We start from the raw sequence: 19,362 nt of genomic DNA, 5'->3' as shown, positions 1-19,362 counted from the left end.
ATCCGGTGTGAAAGACTGGCTCCCCGAGTAGGATTCGAACCTACGGCCATTCGATTAACAGTCGAATGCTCTACCGCTGAGCTATCGGGGAGCGGCCCGGCTTGCGCCGGGCAGGCCGCGCATATGCAGCGGCTTTGGCGAAATGGCAAGGGCCGGAACCGCCGCCAGTCCGAAAAAAATGCCTGAACGGCCCGATGCGCGCGGGGCATGAGCCAAGGCGCGTCAATTTGCCTGAATTTGGGAGGTTTTCCGGTGCCGCCGCAGGATGGAAAGTGGCTCCCCGAGTAGGATTCGAACCTACGGCCATTCGATTAACAGTCGAATGCTCTACCGCTGAGCTATCGGGGAGCAACCCGGCTTCCGCTGGGCAGGCCGCGCCTATAGCAGCGGATTTCCGGCAATGGCAAGCGCCAAATGACGGAATTTTCACGCGATGAACTGTTCGGCCGCGATCCGGTCGTCCAGCGTATGTTCGGGGTCGAACAGCAAGGTCAGCGGGGTCGCGCGGTCGATCTTCACCTCGACCTGCGCGACGTCGCGCACTTCGCGCTGGTCGGCAACGGCGCTGACCGGGCGCTTCACGGGATCGAGCACCGTGAACTGGATCGCCGTATTTTCCGGCAGGATCGCACCGCGCCAGCGCCGGGGGCGGAAGGGGCTGATCGGCGTCAGCGCCACCAGCGCCGATCCGAGCGGCAGGATCGGTCCATGCGCCGAGAGATTATAGGCCGTCGATCCGGCCGGCGTCGCCACCAGCACGCCATCGCACACCAGTTCGGGCAGGACGGTGCGGTCGTTGACCTTCACCTCCAGCTTGGCGGTCTGGCGCGTTTCGCGCAGCAGCGAGACTTCGTTGATGGCGGGGATGGAGAAACGCTCCCCATCCACGGTGTCGACGACCATGCGCAGCGGATTGACCTTGAACGGCTTGGCCGCCTCTATCCGCTGTTCCAGCCGTTCGAGCCGCCATTCGTTCATCAGGAAGCCGACCGTGCCCAGGTTCATGCCGAATACCGGCAGGATTCGCCGCCCCTCCAGCATGGAGTGCAGCGTCTGGAGCATGAAGCCGTCGCCGCCCAGTGCGATGATCATGTCCGCCTGCTCCACGGGTACGAAATCATAGGCGGCGCGCAGCCTTTCCTCCGCCGCCTTGGCCGCCGGACTGGGGGACGCGACCAGAGCGCGCCGGACGTCGTCGGTCATCCGCCGGTCACGCTCATATGCCGCCGCACAGCCGGCGCGGCATCGGCGCCGATGCGGAAATCATGCGCCGCCGGCTTCAGCCGCAGGGCGCGGTCGATCAGCGGCTCCACCGCGGGCAGGCCGCCCTGGCGGAAGGCGGCCTTCAGGTCGACATGATCCTCATGGCCCAGGCACATGAAGATCTTGCCTTCGCAGGTCATGCGCATGCGGTTGCAATCGGCGCAGAAATTATGGGTGAGCGGCGTGATCAGTCCCAGCCGCGCCTTCAACCCTGCGACCGCATGATAGCGCGCGGGGCCGCCGGTGCGATGCGGGACCGGCGTCAGCGCATGATGCCGGCGGATCGAATCGGCCACCTGCCTCAGCGGCAGATAATGATCCGTCCGGTCTTCCCCGGTTTCGCCCAGCGGCATGGTCTCGATCAGCGTCAGGTCGAACCCCCGCGCATCGCACCAGTGCAGCATCGGCAGGATCTCGTCCTCATTGATGCCCTTGAGCGCGACCATGTTGATCTTGACCGACAGGCCGGCGGCCCGCGCTGCCTCCAGCCCTTCGAACACGGGCCGGATGTCGCCGTTCCGCGTGACATGGGCGAAACGTTCAGGGTCAAGGCTGTCCAGGCTGACATTGATGCGCCGGACGCCCGCATCCGCAAGCGCCTGCGCATGATGCGCGAGCCGCGTGCCGTTGGTGGTGAGCGTCAGTTCGTCGAGGCCCGCGCCCACATGCCGGCCGATGCGCCGGACGAGGTCGACGATGTCGCGCCGCACCAGCGGTTCGCCGCCGGTCAGCCTGATCCTGCGCACGCCCCGGGCGATGAAGAGATCGGCCAGCAGCGCAATCTCCTCCAGCGTCAGGACCTGGTCCCTGGGAAGGAAGGTCATCCGCTCCGCCATGCAATAGCGGCAGCGCAGGTCGCACCGGTCCGTCACCGAAATCCGCAAATAGCTGATCCGGCGGCCGAGTGCATCGGTCAGGACCGTGCGCCCAAGATCGGCCATCTCCATATATGCTAGCTAGGCGATGGACCTGCCCCGTGCAAGCGTCACCGGTTGCGGCAGCGTAAACAGGACGCTAACCGATGGGGTCTAGGAAGGGGCGATGGACCGTCCCGAGGAGCATCATGTGAGCGGCGAGACCGCACTGGACGGACAGCGCAGCCTCTTCATCCTGTCGCCGGGGGACCGCGACGGACTGTCGCAGCAGGTGCGGACGGCCGGCTGGCGCGCCATCGCCGCCCGTCGCGCGACCGATGCGGCGCAGCGCTTCCTGCACAGCGATGCCCAGATCGCCCTGGTCGACATGCGCGGCGCGCGCGATGGCGAGGCCGGCCTGATCACGTCGCTGGTGCCCGCGGTGGATGCGGGTGGGGGTGCGCTCATCGCGCTGGTCGACGCTCTCGACATGGCCGTCGTGCCCGGATTGCTGGAGGCGGGGGCGACGCATTTCCTTGCCGTGCCCTTCACGCCGGTCGAGCTGCGCGCGACGCTGGCTTCGGCGCAGCGGCTTGTCGACCGGCTCGTTGGCGGGACGACGCACAGCCGGCGCGCCCAGCGCATCCGGCGCGGGGATGCGCTGTACTGGGAAAGGGACGGGGACCGCATCCGCCTCAGCGACAATCTTGCGCGCCATCTTGGCCTTGAGCGGCAGAGCGTCGATCCGGCCGCCTTCATCCGCCGCCTGCCGCGATCGGAGCGCCGTTCGGTGATCGCCGCCCTGCGCGGCATGATGCGTTCCGGGCGTCCGGAGGCCTTCGCCCATGCCGCGCCGGGCCGTCCGGGCGACCGGCTGGTCCATCATCTGCGCCTGATCGACGGGGTGGTCGCGGCGGATGTGGAATGGCTGTCCGACGCGCATGGCCATGATGCGACCGGCCGCGACGACCTGACCGGGCTGCGCTCGCGTCAGGCGGCGCTCGACTGGCTGGAACGGCGGCAGGGGCTGGCGACGACGGTGCTGCTGCTGTCGATCAGCCAGTTCGACCGGATGAACGCCGCCTATGGCCAGGTGGTGGGCGACGCGCTGCTGGGCCGGATCGCCCGCCGCATAGAGCGCATGACCGTGGACATGGCGGTCGGCGCGACGGTTGCGCGCATCGCCGGGACCGAATTCCTGATCGGCCTGACGGGTGAAGCGGCGACGGCGGAGAAGGCGACCTTCCTGGCCCGGCAACTGATCGGCGCCATTGGCCGTCCGTTCAGCGCGGGCGACCATCTGATCCGTCTGACGGCGCGTTGCGGCATTGCCCAGTCGCGTCCGGACGACGACGCCACCCGGCTGATCCGCCGCGCCGGCACCGCTCTGGCCGACGCCAGGGTCGGGGGAGGGGAGGGCATCCGCATCTTTTCTTCGGAAAAGCGCAGCCGACAGGTGGATGCCGACCAGTTGGAAACCGACCTGCGCCTCGCCTTGCATCGCGGGGAGATCGGCATATTGTTCCAGCCGCAATATCCGGTCGGGGGCGAGCATATGATCGGGGTCGAGGCGCTGGCGCGCTGGAACCACCCGCAATATGGCGCTCTGGGGGCGGGGATGCTGTTCGCCACGGCGGAGCGTTCCGATTACATGCTGCCGCTTTCGGCGCATATTCAGGCCGAAGCGCTGCGGCAGGCCGCCGCCTGGCCGCGCGCGCTGTCGCACCTGCGCCTGTCGATCAACGTCACGGCGGAGGACATCGCCCAGCCCGGCTTCATGCCGCAGTTCCTGAACCTGGTGGACATGAGCGGCTTTCCCCGGTCGCGCCTGACGGTGGAGATCACCGAGAGCGGCCTGATCGAGGATGTGGACAATGCCACCGCCTTGCTGACGGCGCTGCGGGCCGAAGGGCTGGCGGTGGCGGTGGACGATTTCGGCACCGGCTATTCCAGTCTTGCCTATCTCAAGAGCCTGCCGCTCGATTATCTGAAGATCGACAGCGGGCTGGCGCAGGACATTGCGGGGACCGCCCGCGACAGGATCATCGTGCGGGGCGTCATCCACATGGCGAAGTCGCTGGGCCTGCGCGTCATTGCCGAAGGGGTGGAGACCGAGCAGCAGCTCGATCTCCTCACCCGTGAAGGTTGCGACTATTATCAGGGTTTCCTGCGTTCGGCGGGCGTTTCCTCCGCCGATCTGGTGGCGCTGGCGCTAAAGGCCTAACCCCACCCGTCCGATCAGGCTTGCCCCCGCATGGCGGCCTCCGGGGCCTGCGATGCCGCTGTCGGCATAGCGCAGGCCGGCGAACCAGCGGCCCTCCATATAGTCGACGCCGATCCCATGGTCCCAATAGGCGCCGTCCGGGCGCAGTCGCGCGGCGCGGGCCGGGTCGCGCGCATCGCCCGAAGACCGGCCGATCCGCGCGGAGACGGTGAGGGGCGTGCCCGGCAACCCCATCGCCGCCGAAGCGGACAGATAGAGATTGTCCCCGCCGATGGACGGCTGCCTGGGGGCATAGCTGCCGCTGACGTCGATGCTGGCCGGCCCGATCAGGAAAGCCGCGCCAGCGCCGATTTCGCCATAGCCCTGTCCGGAACTCCCGGGGAAAAGGTGATAACGGCCTTCGGCCGAAAGCCGCCATCCGCCGATCTGCCGTGCATAGGCCGCACCCAGGTCGACGACGGCATCGGCTCCGCCATGCCGGGCGCTGCCCCATAGCGAGGCGGCGGCGCCGTCGAGGCTCAGCCCGTCAGCCACGGGCACGGACAGCGTACCACGCAGCACCGGGTCGCCCTCGCTCCAGCTCAGGCCCCGGCGCCGCTCGTCGCTTGCGACCTCGACCGTGGCCGACACGCCGTCGGCATATTGCGCGAAGGCGGGGCCGACGCCAGCCAGGAAGGCGCTGGCCAGAATGGCGCAGGCCAGCGCCGCCCTGTTTTCAGTTGGAGGCAAGATTGCGGACGGCATCAAGCTCGGCCAGTAGCGGCGCGTGGTCCGCCTGTGCAACCGCGATCAGATGTTCGCGGATTGCGCCTTCATAACGGGCCAGATTGCGTTCGCCCGACTGGCGGCCAGGCGTGCAGGCGCCATGCTCGCTGCCGGAAAACTGCCTGTCGCTGGAAACCGTGCGGCTGAGCGCCGGTCCATGGCTGAGCGCCCGGTCGACCAATATGGTGGCGGTCCACTGGCACCGTTGCATGTCGGTTCGGTTCGGGGTCCGGGCGCCGATGGTTCTGGTGCGGAACTCGGCGCGGGCGCTGTAGGTCGCCTCGACAGGCTTTCCGCCATGGTCGATCTGCACGCTGTGCGTGGCCGCTGCCGCGGCCAGGGCAATAAGGGTCAAACTCATGTCATTCTCCTGCTTGGCGCCGGACTTTGCTGTCCGGTCGCCAGAGCGGGATTTAGGTTGCGACTGTTGCTGGCTGTTGTCCGAGGGATGACAAAGGGGTGCTGGCGTTCAGGCAGCAGCCTTCGCCAGCCCCTTGGAAAGCTGCAGCGCGCCGTTGAGTCGCGCCGCCGGGTCGGCCCAGGCCCGGTTCACCACCACCTTGCTGTCGGGCCGCAGCCGCGCCACGCCGTTCAGCCGCTGGATATAGGCGACCAGCCCCTCGGGCCGGGGGAAGCGGTCCTCGAAGAAGCTGACCAGCGCGCCCTTCGGTCCGACATCGATTTTCGCGATATTGGCGGCGACGCAATTCTGCTTGATCTCGATGATCTTGAACAGGTTCTGCGTCGGCGCGGGCAGCTTGCCGAACCGGTCGATGAGTTCGGCGGCGAACGCCTCCAGCCCCTGCCGGTCCTCGACTTCGTTGAGGCGTCGATAGAGCCCCATGCGCAGGTCGAGGTCGGGCACATAATCCTCCGGAATGAGGATCGGCGCGTCCACGGTGATCTGCGGCGAGAAGCTCTCGCGCGCCTTCTCCAGCCCCGCGCCGCCGGCCTTTGCCTCCAGTATCGCGTCCTCCAGCATCGACTGGTAGAGTTCGAACCCGACCTCCTTGATATGGCCGGACTGCTCGTCGCCCACCAGATTGCCCGCGCCGCGTATGTCGAGGTCGTGGCTGGCAAGCTGGAACCCCGCGCCCAGCGTATCCAGGTCGGACAGCACCTTCAGCCGCTTTTCCGCCGTTTCGGTGATCACCCGGTTGGCGGGCGTGGTGAAATAGGCATAGGCGCGCGTCTTCGCCCGCCCGACCCGCCCGCGAAGCTGGTAGAGCTGCGCCAGGCCGAAGCGGTCCGCCCGATGGATGATGAGCGTGTTGGCGGACGGAATGTCGAGCCCGCTTTCGACGATGGTGGTCGAGAGCAGCACGTCGTAGCGCTTGTCGTAGAAGGCCGACATGCGTTCCTCCACCTCCGTCGCGCTCATCTGGCCATGGGCGACCACCGGCCGCACTTCGGGCACTTCGGTGCGGAGAAATTCCTCGATCTCCGTCAGGTCGGAAATGCGCGGCACGACGAAGAAGCTCTGGCCGCCCCGATAATGTTCGCGCAGCAGCGCCTCGCGGATCACGACCCCGTCCCACGGCATGATGTAGGTCCGCACCGCCAGGCGATCCACCGGCGGCGTCTGGATGACCGACAGTTCGCGCAGGCCCGACATCGCCATCTGCAAGGTGCGCGGGATGGGCGTCGCCGTCAGCGTCAGCACGTGGACGTCTGTCTTGAGCGACTTCAGCCGTTCCTTGTGGGTCACGCCGAACCGCTGTTCCTCGTCCACGATGACGAGACCCAGCCGCTTGAACTCCAGCCCCTTGGCCAGCAGCGCATGGGTGCCCACCACGATGTCGACGGTTCCGTCGGCAAGGCCGGCCTTCACCGCCTTCGCCTCCTTGTCCGGCACCAGCCGGGACAGGCGGCCGATCTTCACCGGGAAACCCCGGAAACGCTCCTCGAAATTCATGTGATGCTGCCGGGCGAGCAGGGTGGTCGGGCAGATCACCACCACCTGCATCCCCGCCATCGCCGCGACGAAGGCGGCGCGCAGCGCGACCTCCGTCTTGCCGAAGCCGACATCGCCGCAGACCAGCCGGTCCATCGGCCTGCCAGCGCCCAGATCCTCTATCACGTCGCCGATCGCCCGGTCCTGATCGTCGGTTTCCTGATAGGGGAAGCGGTCGACGAAGGCGGGATAGCCCGCGCTGTCGGGTTCCGCCACGGTCGCGGGCCGCAGGGCGCGTTCCGCCGCGGTCTTGAGCAGTTCGCCCGCAATCTCCCGGATGCGTTCCTTCATCCGCGCCTTGCGCCGCTGCCAGGCCTCCCCGCCCAGCCTGTCCAGGCTGACGCCCTCGCTTTCGGAGCCGTAGCGGGAGAGAACCTCCAGATTCTCGACCGGCACATAGAGCTTGTCGCCGCCCGCATATTCCAGCGCGACGCAATCATGCGCCGCCTTGGCGACGGGAATCTGGGTCAGCCCTTCATAGCGGCCGATGCCATGGTCCATGTGCACGACCAGATCGCCCGGCGAGAGCGTCGCCAGTTCGGCCAGGAAAGCGTCGGCGCTCTTCTTGCGCTTGGCCCGCCGCACGAGCCGGTCGCCCAGCATGTCCTGTTCGGTCAGCACCGCCACGTCGGGCGCGGTGAAGCCATGGTCGAGCGGCAGGACGGTCAGCACCGTGCTGCCCCCGGCCGCGATGCCCAGCGCCTCCTGCCAGCTGTCCGCCGCCGCGATCCGCTTCAGCCCATGGTCGGCCAGCAATCCGGACAGCCGTTCCCGCGCGCCGCCCGAATAGCTGGCGATGACCACCTTCTTCTTCGCCCGCTGGAGCGCGGCGATATGTTTGCTCACCGCCTCATAGACATTGGCGTTCTGCGCCCGCTCCGGCGCGAAGTCGCGTGGGCCATCCACGGCGAAGTCGAGGACGGAGGCGCTTTCCGGTTCATGGAAAGGGGTGGTGGCGTGCATCGGCCAGTCCCGCGCCAAAGCGGCCCATTCCTCCGCCTCCAGATAGAGGGCCCTGGGCTCCAGCGGCCGATAGGCGCCGGGATCGGAAGATTTCGCCGCCGCGCGGTTCGCATGATAGTCCCTGATCGCCTCGAACCGCGCCTCCGCCGCGCCCGCCACGCCATGGTCCAGCAGGATCAGGCTGTCGTCGCCCAGATGGTCGGTCAGGGGCACCAGCCGTTCCTCGAACAGCGGCAGCCAATGTTCCATGCCCTGCAGGCGGCGCCCGTCGCTCACCGCCTGATAGAGCGGGTCGCCGGTGGCCGTGGCGCCGAAAATTTCGCGATAGCGACCGCGGAAACGCTTGATCGTCTCCTCGTCCAGCAAGGCCTCCGACGCGGGGAGCAGGGTGAAGCCCTCGACGCTCCCGCTCGTCCGCTGGTCGGCGGGATCGAAGCGACGCACCGTTTCGATCTCGTCCCCGAAGAAATCGAGCCTGAGCGGCTGTTCCTCGCCGCCGGGGAACAGGTCGACAATGCCGCCGCGTATGGCGAACTCGCCCCGGTCATGCACGGTGTCGGTGCGCACATAGCCATTGGCCTGCAGCATGTCGGCCAGCCGCGAGATGGCGATCCGTTCCTTGGGCGCGAGTTTCGCCACCAGTTGCCGCACGCGGAACGGCGTCAGCGTGCGCTGGGTGAGGGCGTTGAGCGTGGTGAGGACGAGTTGCGGCCCCTGCGGCTTGCCTTGCAGGGCGTAGAGGCCAGCCAGCCGGGCTGCGGCGGTGCGCAGCGAAGGGCTGGCCCGGTCATAGGGCAGGCAGTCCCAGGCCGGGATTTCGACGATCTCGATCTCCGGCGCGAAATAATGCGCCGTATCCGCCACGGCGCGCATCAGCTGCTCGTCGGGGGCGACGAACAGGGTGCGGGACGGGGCGGCGCGCGCGATGTCCGCCAGCAGCCAGGGCTGGAAACCGGCCGGCACGCCGGAAAGGGTCATCGGGGCGGAGGCTTTGAGGATTTTCTGGAGATCGGTCATTTCTTGCTTCGTCATTCCCGCGAAGGCGGGATGCGTTTCCCGGCCGGGCGTGTGGATGCTCCGTCAGGAGATGAATCCCCGCCTTTGCGGGGATGAGGGCGTAGGGCGTCTATTTCTTCCCGATCTCCACGAAATCCATCTTCACGAACCTGTCCCACATCGGCCCGCGCCATTGTTCCGGCAGCGGCAGCGTGCCAAGGGCCCAGGCCATGATGTCGGCATCCTGTTCCTCGATAAAGCGTTCGAACCAATCCAGTTCCTCTTCGCCCCATTCGGCATGGTAGCGATCGAAAAATCCCCCCACCGCCAGGTCCGCTTCCTTGATGCCGCGATGCCAGGCCCGGAATTGCAGGCGGCGGATGCGGGGGTCTTCGTTCACAATTTGTTCCTTGCGCGAGCATGGCGAAATTGCCGATCGGATGTTTGCGCATCGTCCCGGCTGGGCTAGACGCATGCAGATAGCCATGCGACCCGATATCCTCAACCCACTCTTCACCGAAATCGAAGCGCTGAAAGGCGTCGGCCCGACATTGGCAAAACCGCTGGAGCGGCTGGGCCTGGCGCGCGCCGTCGACGTCGCCTTCCATCTTCCGGTCAGCTTCATCGACCGCCGCATGGTGGACGAGCTGATCCTGGGCGATTCAGGCCGGGTCATCGGCATCACGCTGACGCCCACCGATTATCGCGCGTCCGGCAGCGCCCGCGCGCCGTTCCGCGTGATCGCGCAGGACCGGCACGGGAACAGCGTCGCGCTGGTCTATTTCGGCCGCAACAGCGCCTGGCCGCGCAAGCTGCTGCCGCTGGGCGAAGCGAAGTTCGTCTCCGGCAAGCTGGAGGCCTATGGCGACAATCTGCAGATCGTGCATCCCGACCATGTCCTTCCGCCGGAGGAAGCCGCCACCCTTCCCGCGCGGGAGCCGGTCTATGGCCTGTCTGAAGGGTTGACCAACAATCGCCTGCGCGACTTGGTGGCGCAGGCGCTGGCCCGCGCCCCCGAACTGCCCGAATGGATCGAGCCCAGCCTGCTCGCCCGCAAGGGCTGGCCCGGATGGCGGGAGGCCCTGTATCGCATCCATGCCGATCCCACGGACGCGCTGGCCCGCGAGCGGCTCGCCTATGACGAGATATTCGCCGGGCAGCTTGCGCTGATGCTGGTGCGCCAGTCGTCCCGCAGGCGCCGGGGCGTGCCCGTTGCCGGAGACGGCCGGTTGCGCGCCATGCTCAAGCTGCCCTTTGCGCCGACCGGCGCGCAGAGCCGCGCCTTCATGGAAATAGAGGGCGACATGGCCCAGCCCGTGCCCATGCTGCGCCTGTTGCAGGGCGATGTGGGGTCGGGCAAGACGCTGGTCGCGCTGATGGCGCTGCTCAACACGGTCGAGGCGGGGGCGCAGGGCGCGCTGCTGGCGCCGACCGAAATCCTTGCCCGCCAGCATTATGAAACGCTGCGCCGGATGGCGTCGGGCCTGCCGGTGAATATCGCCATCCTGACCGGGCGCGAAAAGGGCAAGGCGCGCGAGTCCACCCTCATGGGACTGGCGGACGGGAGCATCGACATATTGGTCGGCACCCACGCCATCTTCCAGGATGCGGTGCGATACAAGAACCTCGCCCTGGCGGTGATCGACGAGCAGCATCGCTTCGGCGTCGCGCAGCGCATGATGCTGGCGGCCAAGGCGGAGCGCGCGCCGCACCTGCTGGTGATGACCGCCACGCCGATCCCGCGCACGCTGACGCTCACTTATTATGGCGAGATGGACGTGTCCCGCCTGGACGAGATGCCGCCGGGCCGGCAGCCGATCCAGACCGTCGTCATGTCCTCCGGGCGTCTGGACGAAGTGGTGGAGGCGCTGGCCCGCCATGTGGAGGGCGGGGGGCAGGCCTATTGGGTATGCCCGCTGGTCGAGGAAAGCGAGAATAGCGACCTTGCCGCCGCCGAGGCGCGGGCGGAAACGCTGCGGATGCGTTTCGGCGAGCGCGTCGCCATCGTGCACGGCCGGATGAAGGGGCCGGAGAAGGACGCCGCGATGGAAGCCTTCGCCTCCGCCCGGGCGAAGATATTGGTGGCGACCACCGTGATCGAGGTCGGCGTCGACGTTCCCAACAGCAACCTCATCATCATCGAAGGGGCCGACCGCTTCGGCCTGGCGCAGCTTCACCAGTTGCGCGGGCGCGTGGGGCGGGGGCAGAACCAGTCGGTCTGCATCCTGCTGCGCGGCAATGCGCTGAGCGAGACCGCCCGGGCGCGGCTGGCCCTGATGCGGGACACCAATGACGGTTTCCGCATAGCCGAGGAGGACCTGCGCCTGCGGGGCGCGGGGGAGATATTGGGCACGCGCCAGTCGGGCGAGCAGCAGTTGAAGCTGGCCACGCCGGAGCATCTCTCCGCCCTGCTCGATCCGGCGCGCGACGACGCGCATCTGCTGATCGACCGCGATGGAGGACTGAGCGAGGCGCGGGGGCAGGCGGCCAGAACCTGCCTCTATCTTTTCGAACGCGACGCGGCGGTGGGTCTGCTGCGCAGCGGGTAGGATCGCTGCCTGTTCTGGCGAAGGCAGGAATGCGGTGCCGGCGGCTATGCGACCGGGCGGCGTTTCCCTCGCAGGGTCGGCACGCATCGTGGAAGCAACGGCCTGCCGCACCTGCGAAACCATCCCGCGGCCCTGTCGTTGCAGGACCATGCAATCCGACATCAGCCTGCACCATGTCACGTCGATGGCGGCGATCTCGATCGGCCTGTCGGTCGCCGTTGCCTTCCTGCTCCATTGGCTGGTCTATTGGCTGGCGACCCGCATCGTGCGGCGGATGCGGATAGAGCCGGTGATCCTTCCCGCCCTCTATCACCCCAGCCGCTGGCTGATCGTCCTCATGACGCTGGCCGCGGGCATCCAGCCGCTGACCTTCAGCCCGCATGTGGAGGCGATCTGGTCCATCGGATCGAAAATGCTGTTCATCCTGCTGATGGGCTGGCTGATCTTTTCCCTGATGCGGGCGGGGCGCATCATCCTGGAGCGCCGCAGCGACATCAGCGTGGAGGATAATCTGAAGGCGCGGCGGCAGCATACCCGCATCCGCATCCTCTACCGCGTGACGCAGTTCATCGTCGGCTTCCTGATCGTCTCGCTGATGCTGATCGCCATTCCCGGCGTGCGGAGCGTCGGGGTTACGCTGATGGCGTCGGCGGGGCTGGCCGGGCTGGCCGTCGGCGCGGCGGCGCAGCCCGCGCTCAAGAACCTGATCGCCGGCATCCAGATGGCCTTTTCAGAACCGATCCGGCTGGACGATGTCGTGATCGTCGAGGGCGAGTGGGGCCGGATCGAGGACATCAAGCTGACCTATGTCGTCATCCGCATCTGGGACGACCGGCGGATGATCGTGCCGGTTTCCTATTTCCTGGAAAAGCCGTTCCAGAACTGGACGACGAAAACCTCCGACCTGCTCGGCACCGTATTCCTTTACGTCGATCCCGCCGCCGACATAGAGGCGATCCGGGCGAAATTCATCGAGGCGGTCAAGGCCAACAGCCGCTGGGATGGGCGGGTCGCGATATTGCAGGTCACCGACCAGCGCGCCGATGCGCTGGAACTGCGCGGCCTGCTGAGCGCCCGCAATGCCGGCATAGCCTTCGACCTGCGCTGCGAGGTGCGGGAGGCGATGATGAATTTCCTGCGCACGCAAATGCCGCAGGCGCTGGTCCGTTCGCGCCAGCGGCTGGAGGCGGGGGATGATCTTGCGAAGGCGTTTACCAGGCCGTCTGCCGTGGCGGAATGAGGGACAGCATCGCGTCATAGACATGCGGTTCGATCCGCCTCAGGAACTCGACGCCGATCCGCCCATCTTCCGACCAGCGCACGTGCCCGGCATGGTCCTTCACCACGGGCAGCCATATTGTCACCCGTTCGCCCATGGCCAACGGCGCATCCGTCCGGCACATCAATCCCAGGGCGGAGATGTTGATGATCCGCGCGCCATGGGTTCGCCCCTGCGCGGTGATATGGCTGACCATATCGACCAAATCCCGCTGCACGCGTCGCTGGTTGGCGGCGGGGTCCCGCGACTGGTTCAGATGGGACAGGCTTGCGAACACCGAAGGCATGCCCGCAGGATAAGATAAGGAAGGTGGCCTATTCCTTACCTTCCATGGTTAAGGCGCGCTGCACGCTCTTTCGATTTCAGGCGGTTACCAGCCCGTGCTTCTTCGCGCCGAAGCTGACCTTGTCCCCCGCCTTCAGGGGCAGGGCGGGGTCGTTCACCACCTCTCCATTGACGCGGATGGCGCCTTCCGCCAGCTTCCGCCGCACTTCCTTGTTGGAGGCGGCAAAGCCCAGCGCGGCGGTGCCCTGCACGATGTTCAGCCCGTCCGCGCCAAGGCTGACGGTCGGCAGATTGGCATCGGAGGCGCCCTCCTCGAAAGTCCGGCGGGCCGTTTCCGCGGCGGCGGCGGCGGCATCGGCGCCGCGGCAGAGCGCCGTCGCCTCGTTCGCCAGGATCTTCTTCGCCTCGTTGATCTCAGCGCCCTGCAGGGCGGCCAGCCGTTCCACCTCGTCCATCGGCAGGTCGGTGAACAGCCGCAGCCGGCTGGCGACGTCGGCATCGGCCGTGTTGCGCCAGAACTGCCAGTAATCATAGCTGGAAAGCTGGTCCTCGTTGAGCCACACCGCGCCGCCCACGGTCTTGCCCATCTTGGTGCCGTCGGCATTGGTGAGCAGCGGTGTCGTCAGTCCGAACACCTGCGTGCCGTCCACCCGTCGCGCCAGCTCAACGCCGTTGACGATATTGCCCCACTGGTCCGATCCGCCCATCTGCAACCGGCAGGCCGAACGGCGCGACAGTTCCAGAAAGTCATAGGCCTGGAGGATCATATAGTTGAATTCCAGGAAGCTCAGCGACTGTTCCCGGTCCAGCCGCAGCTTCACCGAATCGAAGCTCAGCATCCGGTTGACCGAGAAATGCTGGCCGATGTCGCGCAGGAAAGGGATATATTCCAGCCGGTCCAGCCAATCCGCATTGTCGACCATGATCGCGTCGGTCGGTCCGTCGCCGAATGTCAGGAACCGTTCGAACACGCATTTGATGCTGCCGACATTCTGCGCGATGGCGTCGGTGGTCAGCAGCTTGCGTGCTTCGTCCTTGAAGCTGGGATCGCCGATCTTGCCGGTGCCGCCGCCCATCAGGACGATGGGCTTGTGCCCAGCCTTCTGCAACTGCCGCAGCATCATGATCGACACCAGATGGCCCACATGCAGCGAGGGCGCCGTGGGATCAAAGCCGATATAGCCCGGCACGACCTGCCTGGCGGCCAGGGCGTCCAGACCCTCCGCATCGGTCAACTGGTGGATATAGCCGCGCGCTTCGAGCAGGCGGAGCAGATCGGACTGGTAGTTGCTCATGGCGCGGCCCTGTAGCATTGAGAGGAATAACGTAAAAGAGGCAGGATCATTCGATGCTCGCAATAGGCCTGATGTCGGGCACATCCCGCGACGGCATAGACGCCGCGCTGATCGAGACCGATGGCGAGGGCGCCAGCAAGGGCATCGCTTTCCATGCCATGCCCTATGGCGAGGGCTTCCGCCTTCGCCTGGCCGAAGCCTGCGGGCGCGCCATGGCGATGGACAGGCCGGGGTTCGAACCGCTCATCCACGCGGTCGAGGAAGAACTGACCGAGCTTCATGTCGAGGCGGTGTCGGACCTGCTGGCCCGCAGCGGCCATGTCACGCAGGACGTCGCCGTCATCGGCTTCCACGGCCATACCGTGGCGCATCGCCCCGAATGGCGCTGGACCTGGCAGATCGGGGACGGCGCCGCCCTGGCGGGGGCCTTCGGCATTCCCGTCGTCGCGGACCTGCGCAGCGCCGATGTCGCGGCGGGCGGACAGGGCGCTCCGCTGCTCCCCGTCTATCACCGCGCCCTGGCCCATGATCTGGCGAAACCCGTTGCGGTGCTGAACCTGGGCGGGGTCGCCAACATCACCGCCATCGCCGCCGACGGGGAAATCGTCGCCTTCGATACCGGCATGGCGAGCGGCCTCATCGATAATTGGATGCAGAGCCATGGCGACCGGAGCTTCGATGAGAACGGCGCGACGGCGGCCGGCGGCCGGGTGGATGAAGATCGGCTGGCGCACATGCTGGCCGATCCCTGGTTCGCCGTCCCTCCGCCCAAGAGCATAGACCGCGAGGCCTTCACCATCGATGCCGTGCGCGGGCTGCCGCTGGCGGATGGCGCCGCGACGCTGACGGCCTTTTCCGCCGCGGCGGTCTCGCGGGGGCTAGGGCATCTCGCGGAGCGGCCCAAGCGCATCTATGTCGCGGGTGGCGGGCGCCACAATGCGACGCTGATGCGCATGCTGGGCGATTATACCGGCGCGGAGGTCCGACCGGTGGACGACCTCGGATGGGACGGGGACGCCCTGGAGGCGCAGGGTTTCGCCTATATGGCTGTCCGCCATATGAAGGGCCTGCCGATCAGTTTCCCCGGCACGACCGGCGCGCCGCGGCCGATGACGGGGGGCGTGCTCTTCGAACCGGCATGATATTTCCCTGACCCCCTCCCGCCTGCGGAGGGAGGAATATCGCTGAATCGGCCCGGGTTCACCGCTTGCGCGTCAGTTCCCGCATGGCGTCGTCAATCCCCTCGATCGTCAGGGGATACATGCGGTCATTCATGATTTCGCGGATCATCCTGGTGGACTGGCTATAGCCCCAATGCGCTTCCTGCGCGGGGTTCAGCCACACGGCGGCCGGATAGGTGTGCAGCACGCGGCTCAGCCAGGTTGCGCCCGGTTCCTCGTTCATATGTTCGACCGAGCCGCCGGGATGGCTGATCTCATAGGGGCTCATCGCCGCGTCCCCGACGAAGATCACCTTATAGTCATGCCCATATTTGTGGAGGATGTCCCAGGTCGGCGTCCGCTCCGAAAAGCGGCGGCGGTTGTCCTTCCACACCCCTTCGTAGAGGCAGTTGTGGAAGTAGAAGAATTCCATATTCTTGAATTCGCTCGTCGCTGCCGAGAACAGCTCCTCGCAAAGCGTGATGAATGGGTCCATCGATCCGCCCACGTCCAGGAACAGGAGCAGCTTCACCGCATTGTGCCGCTCCGGCCGCATGCGGATGTCGAGCCAGCCCTGCCGCGCGGTTCCCCGGATCGTTTCGTCCAGGTCCAGCTCGTCCGCCGCCCCGTCCCGCGCGAAGCGCCGCAGCCGCCGCAGCGCGACCTTGATGTTGCGGGTGCCCAGTTCCTTCTGATTGTCCAGATTGGCGAATTCGCGCTTTTCCCACACCTTGATGGCGCGCTTGTGCCGGCTCTCGCCGCCGATCCGCACCCCCTCCGGATTATAGCCGCCATGGCCGAAGGGCGAGGTGCCGCCGGTGCCGATCCATTTATTGCCGCCCTGATGACGCCCCTTCTGCTCGTCCAGCCGCTTCTTCAGCGTCTCCATGATCTCGTCCCAGCTTCCCAGCGACCTGATCTTCTCCATCTCCTGCGGACTGAGGAATTTCTCCGCCACCAGCCGCAGCCATTCCTCGGGAATGTCCGCTTCGACCCCTTCGCTGCCCAGCACGCCCTTGAAGACGCGGGCGAACACCTGGTCGAAACGGTCGATCAGCCCTTCATCCTTCACATAGGTGGCGCGAGCGAGATAATAGAAATCCTCCGGCCGCTGCCCGATGACGTCCCGGTCCAGCGCCTCCAGCAGCAGCAGATGTTCCTTTATGCCGGCGGGAATGCCGGCAGCGCGCAGCGCGTCGAGAAAGTTGAGCATCATGACGGCCCCCTTGTCCGCCAGCTTGCCCGATCATGCAAGCGCGGGGCGTTGTCGGAATGTTAAGTGTTGCAATGCATCGTTAACAAGGCAGTATCCATATCGGGCGGAATAGGGCGGCGATCATTGGAAAACGGGGATTTGTTGACCGACCTGGGGGAAAGATCGGGCGACATCGCATTGCAATGCAGCGAAACGGCGGGTTTCCTGGGGGAACTGACCCGCCGCATCCAGGCGGATTCGGCGCATCTGGGGGAATTGCAGTCGACGATGGAGGCGCTGGCGGTCAGCCAGAATGAAAGCGTGCTCGCGGCGCAGGAACTCAGCCTTACGGCGCGTCGGGCGGGGCAGATCATCGCGCAGGGGCATGAGGCGATCGGACGTTCCCTGGGCCAGATCACGGAACTGATCGAGAATGTGACCGGACTGGAAGGGCATCTGCGTCAGTTCCTGGACGTCATCGAGACGGTCGGCGATATTTCAGGGCAACTGGGCGCGATCGCCCGCCAGACCCGCCTTCTGGGCGTGAACGCAGCGATCGAGGCGGCGCGCGGCGGCGAGGCGACGCAGGGCTTTGCCGTGGTGGCGGACGAGATCCGGCGGCTGGCCGGGCAGGCCGGCGAGTCCGCCGCGTCCGTGGGCGACAAGCTGGGCCAGCTCGACCGCGATGCCCGGCAACTGATCGGCGGGGTGGAGGCCAATATCCTGCGCGGCCGCGAAGTCGGTTCGCATATCGATACGCTGCGGGTCAGCATGGCCGAGATCGCTTCGCTGGTGACGCAGTTCGGGGACCGGTCTGAAACGATCGTCACCTGCACGGACGAGGCCGATGGCGACGTTGAGGCCCTGCGGCAGGGACTTGCCCGCTTCAGCCAGTCGGCGACGGAAAGCGCGACCCGCGTCGAAACCGCGCGCGGCCACCTGGAAGGGCTGGAGGGGATGGCGAACGCGATGCTCAACCGGGCGGCGCATAGCGGCCATGTCACGCGCAACAGCCGCTATATCGCCCTGGCCGAAGAAGGCGCGGAGGAGATTCAGGCGCTGATCGAGCGGGCGCTGGCGGAGGGGGAAATGGACATGGGCAGCCTGTTCGATACCGCCTACCGGCCGCTGCCCGCTTCCGACCCGACGCAATATGAAAATGGCTTCACCGCCTTTGCCGACCGCTGCGTGCAGCCCTTGCTCGACCGGCGGACCGCGCAGGACAGCGCCATCGTCGGCTGCTGCCTGATCGACATGAACGGCTATCTGCCCACGCATATCAGCGCGCGCAGCCAGCCGCAGCGGCCCGGCCAGACGCGCTGGAACATGGAACATGCCCGCAACCGGCAGATATTCATGGACAGCCAGACTCGCCGCGCGCTGGACGGCGATGGGGACTTCTTCCTGTTCACTTACCGCCAGGATCTGGGCGAGGGGCGTTATCGGGCGTTGCGCAGCGTGTTCGTGCCGCTGATGTTCAGCGGACGGCGCTGGGGGCTTTATGAGGTCGGCTATCTGATCTGATCGCCCCTCTCAGCGCAGCTTCACGCCAGCCGTCCGCACCGTCACCTCGCCATTGGCGGCATAGTCGGCGGTCGCGCCGGCCTGGGCCGTCTGAGGGTCCTTTCCGTCCAGGATCTGGGCGATCTGGCGGGCGCTCGGCACCTTGTCATAGACGCCGTAGAGGTCGGTCTGACCCACGGAATGGATGGAGAGCCGATAGCCGTCCTTCGCGGGATCGAACGCGACCATGGTGCCTGCGTCGTCCACCGGCACGACGATCGCGCCATCTGCGGCGCCGGCCTGCTGGAGAATGTCGTAGCTGCCCTCGGCGGTGTCGACCTTGCCCCTTATGCAGAGCGGTTCCTGCCCTTCGCGCGGCAGGGAAATATCGGCGGGCGCGGACGTGGTTTGCGCGGTGAGGCGGGCGTCGCCGCCTTCATTGGCGGGGCAGGCGGCCAGTCGAGCGGGCCTGGTCGCATGGATCGAGGATGCATCATCGAACTGAAGACCCGCCAGCATGCCGTCCAGCCCCGCCAGCACTTCCTTCCGTCGTTCCGTCGGCCCGGTGACGCGGAGCTTCACCAGCCATCGCCCGGCGTGCAGGAAAGCCGCAGCCGTGGTGAGCGCGCCGTCGGCGGCATCGTCATAGACGGCGCGGATGGCGCCATTGGCATGTCCGGCCACCGCGACGCTGGAATAAGCGGTGCGGCGCGTCCTCGCTCCGAAACGCTCCGTCACGGCCTTGTCCGTCATATAGGCGGCGAGCGAGGCGTCGGCATAGCTGGGCAGATAGACATAGAGCGTCGCCTGGACCGCGCCGTCGTCGGACAGATATTGCGCGTAATTGTCGATGCCCTTGCCGCCGTTGGAAACCTCCCCGCTCTTGGCGAGCGACAGGCCGGCCACGCTTTGCGGCATGCCGATCCCCGCGGCGTCGGCGCGCAGGGCGGTGGCGGTGGGTGTCCAGGCTTCCCGTTCCTCGGCCGCGCGCGCGAACGCAGGCGCTGACAAGGCCAGCACCGCCGATATTAGGGACAACGCACGCTTGGGCATTGGCATCCTTCCCTAAATTCATGG

Annotated in this window: 15 protein-coding genes and 2 tRNA genes; 5 read left to right on the top strand and 12 right to left on the bottom strand. The window is 66.7% G+C overall.

The window, feature by feature from the left end:
- Positions 1–16 precede the first annotated feature (16 nt).
- From A8G00_RS19255 to moaA, 4 genes are all read right to left on the bottom strand, one after another.
- Positions 17–91 (bottom strand) — tRNA-Asn (locus tag A8G00_RS19255).
- Positions 92–273: 182 nt separating this feature from the next.
- Positions 274–348, bottom strand: a tRNA-Asn gene (locus A8G00_RS19250).
- Between the two features lie 78 nt (positions 349–426).
- Complete coding sequence (locus A8G00_RS19245) at positions 427–1,203, bottom strand: NAD kinase (RefSeq protein WP_025550952.1); 777 nt, start codon at positions 1,201–1,203, stop codon at positions 427–429.
- A complete protein-coding gene (gene moaA / locus A8G00_RS19240; protein WP_103001424.1) occupies positions 1,200–2,210 on the bottom strand; it encodes a GTP 3',8-cyclase MoaA in 1,011 nt (336 codons plus the stop codon). Before moaA ends, A8G00_RS19245 begins: the two co-directional genes overlap by 4 nt.
- Before the next feature lie 118 nt (positions 2,211–2,328).
- On the opposite strand from moaA, the gene A8G00_RS19235 reads away from it, so the two are divergent.
- Positions 2,329–4,341, top strand: coding sequence for a bifunctional diguanylate cyclase/phosphodiesterase (locus tag A8G00_RS19235; RefSeq protein WP_103001438.1), 2,013 nt, complete (start codon positions 2,329–2,331; stop codon positions 4,339–4,341).
- Here the strand turns inward: A8G00_RS19235 and A8G00_RS19230 are convergent.
- The 4 genes from A8G00_RS19230 to A8G00_RS19215 all read right to left on the bottom strand — a co-directional run bounded on the left by A8G00_RS19230 (position 4,330) and on the right by A8G00_RS19215 (position 9,419).
- Positions 4,330–5,070 (bottom strand): TorF family putative porin, encoded by a 741-nt coding sequence (locus A8G00_RS19230; RefSeq protein WP_103001439.1) that lies wholly within the window; start codon positions 5,068–5,070, stop codon positions 4,330–4,332. The two genes, A8G00_RS19235 and A8G00_RS19230, sit on opposite strands and share 12 nt — an antisense overlap.
- Positions 5,057–5,467 carry a hypothetical protein gene (locus tag A8G00_RS19225; RefSeq protein ID WP_025549031.1) on the bottom strand — a complete coding sequence of 137 codons (411 nt, stop codon included), beginning with the start codon at positions 5,465–5,467 and terminating at the stop codon, positions 5,057–5,059. The genes A8G00_RS19230 and A8G00_RS19225 overlap by 14 nt, the downstream gene beginning before the upstream one ends.
- Before the next feature lie 108 nt (positions 5,468–5,575).
- Positions 5,576–9,040, bottom strand: a complete 3,465-nt coding sequence (gene mfd, locus A8G00_RS19220; protein ID WP_025549033.1) for a transcription-repair coupling factor — start codon at positions 9,038–9,040, stop codon at positions 5,576–5,578.
- Between the two features lie 109 nt (positions 9,041–9,149).
- Positions 9,150–9,419: a succinate dehydrogenase assembly factor 2 gene (locus A8G00_RS19215; RefSeq protein ID WP_044662006.1), complete on the bottom strand. Its 270-nt coding sequence runs from the start codon at positions 9,417–9,419 to the stop codon at positions 9,150–9,152.
- Positions 9,420–9,504: 85 nt separating this feature from the next.
- Between A8G00_RS19215 and recG the strand changes: the two genes are divergently transcribed.
- Both recG and A8G00_RS19205 read left to right on the top strand, forming a co-directional pair.
- Complete coding sequence (recG, locus tag A8G00_RS19210) at positions 9,505–11,568, top strand: ATP-dependent DNA helicase RecG (RefSeq protein ID WP_103001423.1); 2,064 nt, start codon at positions 9,505–9,507, stop codon at positions 11,566–11,568.
- Positions 11,569–11,716: 148 nt separating this feature from the next.
- Positions 11,717–12,808, top strand: a complete 1,092-nt coding sequence (locus A8G00_RS19205; RefSeq protein WP_103001422.1) for a mechanosensitive ion channel family protein — start codon at positions 11,717–11,719, stop codon at positions 12,806–12,808.
- On the opposite strand, the gene A8G00_RS19200 is transcribed toward A8G00_RS19205, so the two are convergent.
- Positions 12,780–13,133 carry a PilZ domain-containing protein gene (locus tag A8G00_RS19200; protein ID WP_025549037.1) on the bottom strand — a complete coding sequence of 118 codons (354 nt, stop codon included), beginning with the start codon at positions 13,131–13,133 and terminating at the stop codon, positions 12,780–12,782. The two genes, A8G00_RS19205 and A8G00_RS19200, sit on opposite strands and share 29 nt — an antisense overlap.
- 76 nt (positions 13,134–13,209) lie before the next feature.
- Positions 13,210–14,427 (bottom strand): tyrosine--tRNA ligase, encoded by a 1,218-nt coding sequence (gene tyrS / locus A8G00_RS19195; RefSeq protein WP_103001421.1) that lies wholly within the window; start codon positions 14,425–14,427, stop codon positions 13,210–13,212.
- Positions 14,428–14,480: 53 nt separating this feature from the next.
- Between tyrS and A8G00_RS19190 the strand changes: the two genes are divergently transcribed.
- Positions 14,481–15,569, top strand: coding sequence for an anhydro-N-acetylmuramic acid kinase (locus A8G00_RS19190; protein ID WP_044662009.1), 1,089 nt, complete (start codon positions 14,481–14,483; stop codon positions 15,567–15,569).
- Positions 15,570–15,627: 58 nt separating this feature from the next.
- Here A8G00_RS19190 and A8G00_RS19185 read toward each other — a convergent pair whose 3' ends face one another.
- A complete protein-coding gene (locus A8G00_RS19185; RefSeq protein WP_103001420.1) occupies positions 15,628–16,803 on the bottom strand; it encodes a VWA domain-containing protein in 1,176 nt (391 codons plus the stop codon).
- A gap of 138 nt (positions 16,804–16,941) precedes the next feature.
- Between A8G00_RS19185 and A8G00_RS19180 the strand changes: the two genes are divergently transcribed.
- Entirely contained in the window at positions 16,942–18,306 is a 1,365-nt protein-coding gene (locus A8G00_RS19180) for a methyl-accepting chemotaxis protein (protein ID WP_172451913.1), read from the top strand.
- A 9-nt stretch (positions 18,307–18,315) separates the two neighbouring features.
- On the opposite strand, the gene A8G00_RS19175 is transcribed toward A8G00_RS19180, so the two are convergent.
- Positions 18,316–19,338, bottom strand: coding sequence for a hypothetical protein (locus A8G00_RS19175; RefSeq protein ID WP_103001418.1), 1,023 nt, complete (start codon positions 19,336–19,338; stop codon positions 18,316–18,318).
- Positions 19,339–19,362: the final 24 nt, after the last annotated feature.

It is taken from the genome of Sphingobium sp. SA916 (assembly GCF_002894065.1).
In the GTDB taxonomy this organism is placed as follows: domain Bacteria; phylum Pseudomonadota; class Alphaproteobacteria; order Sphingomonadales; family Sphingomonadaceae; genus Sphingobium; species Sphingobium fuliginis.
The sequence above is the reverse complement of the archived record's forward strand: the minus strand, read 5'-3'. Positions and strand labels throughout refer to the sequence as shown.

What these genes read in the sequence shown, in the direction of transcription:
- tyrS (WP_103001421.1), bottom strand. Translation starts at nt 14,427, where the DNA reads ATGAGCAACTACCAGTCCGATCTGCTCCGCCTGCTCGAAGCGCGCGGC.
- A8G00_RS19225 (WP_025549031.1), bottom strand. Translation starts at nt 5,467, where the DNA reads ATGAGTTTGACCCTTATTGCCCTGGCCGCGGCAGCGGCCACGCACAGC.
- A8G00_RS19245 (WP_025550952.1), bottom strand. Translation starts at nt 1,203, where the DNA reads ATGACCGACGACGTCCGGCGCGCTCTGGTCGCGTCCCCCAGTCCGGCG.
- recG (WP_103001423.1), top strand. Translation starts at nt 9,505, where the DNA reads ATGCGACCCGATATCCTCAACCCACTCTTCACCGAAATCGAAGCGCTG.
- A8G00_RS19185 (WP_103001420.1), bottom strand. Translation starts at nt 16,803, where the DNA reads ATGATGCTCAACTTTCTCGACGCGCTGCGCGCTGCCGGCATTCCCGCC.
- mfd (WP_025549033.1), bottom strand. Translation starts at nt 9,040, where the DNA reads ATGACCGATCTCCAGAAAATCCTCAAAGCCTCCGCCCCGATGACCCTT.
- A8G00_RS19205 (WP_103001422.1), top strand. Translation starts at nt 11,717, where the DNA reads ATGCAATCCGACATCAGCCTGCACCATGTCACGTCGATGGCGGCGATC.
- A8G00_RS19175 (WP_103001418.1), bottom strand. Translation starts at nt 19,338, where the DNA reads ATGCCCAAGCGTGCGTTGTCCCTAATATCGGCGGTGCTGGCCTTGTCA.
- moaA (WP_103001424.1), bottom strand. Translation starts at nt 2,210, where the DNA reads ATGGAGATGGCCGATCTTGGGCGCACGGTCCTGACCGATGCACTCGGC.
- A8G00_RS19200 (WP_025549037.1), bottom strand. Translation starts at nt 13,133, where the DNA reads ATGCCTTCGGTGTTCGCAAGCCTGTCCCATCTGAACCAGTCGCGGGAC.
- A8G00_RS19190 (WP_044662009.1), top strand. Translation starts at nt 14,481, where the DNA reads ATGCTCGCAATAGGCCTGATGTCGGGCACATCCCGCGACGGCATAGAC.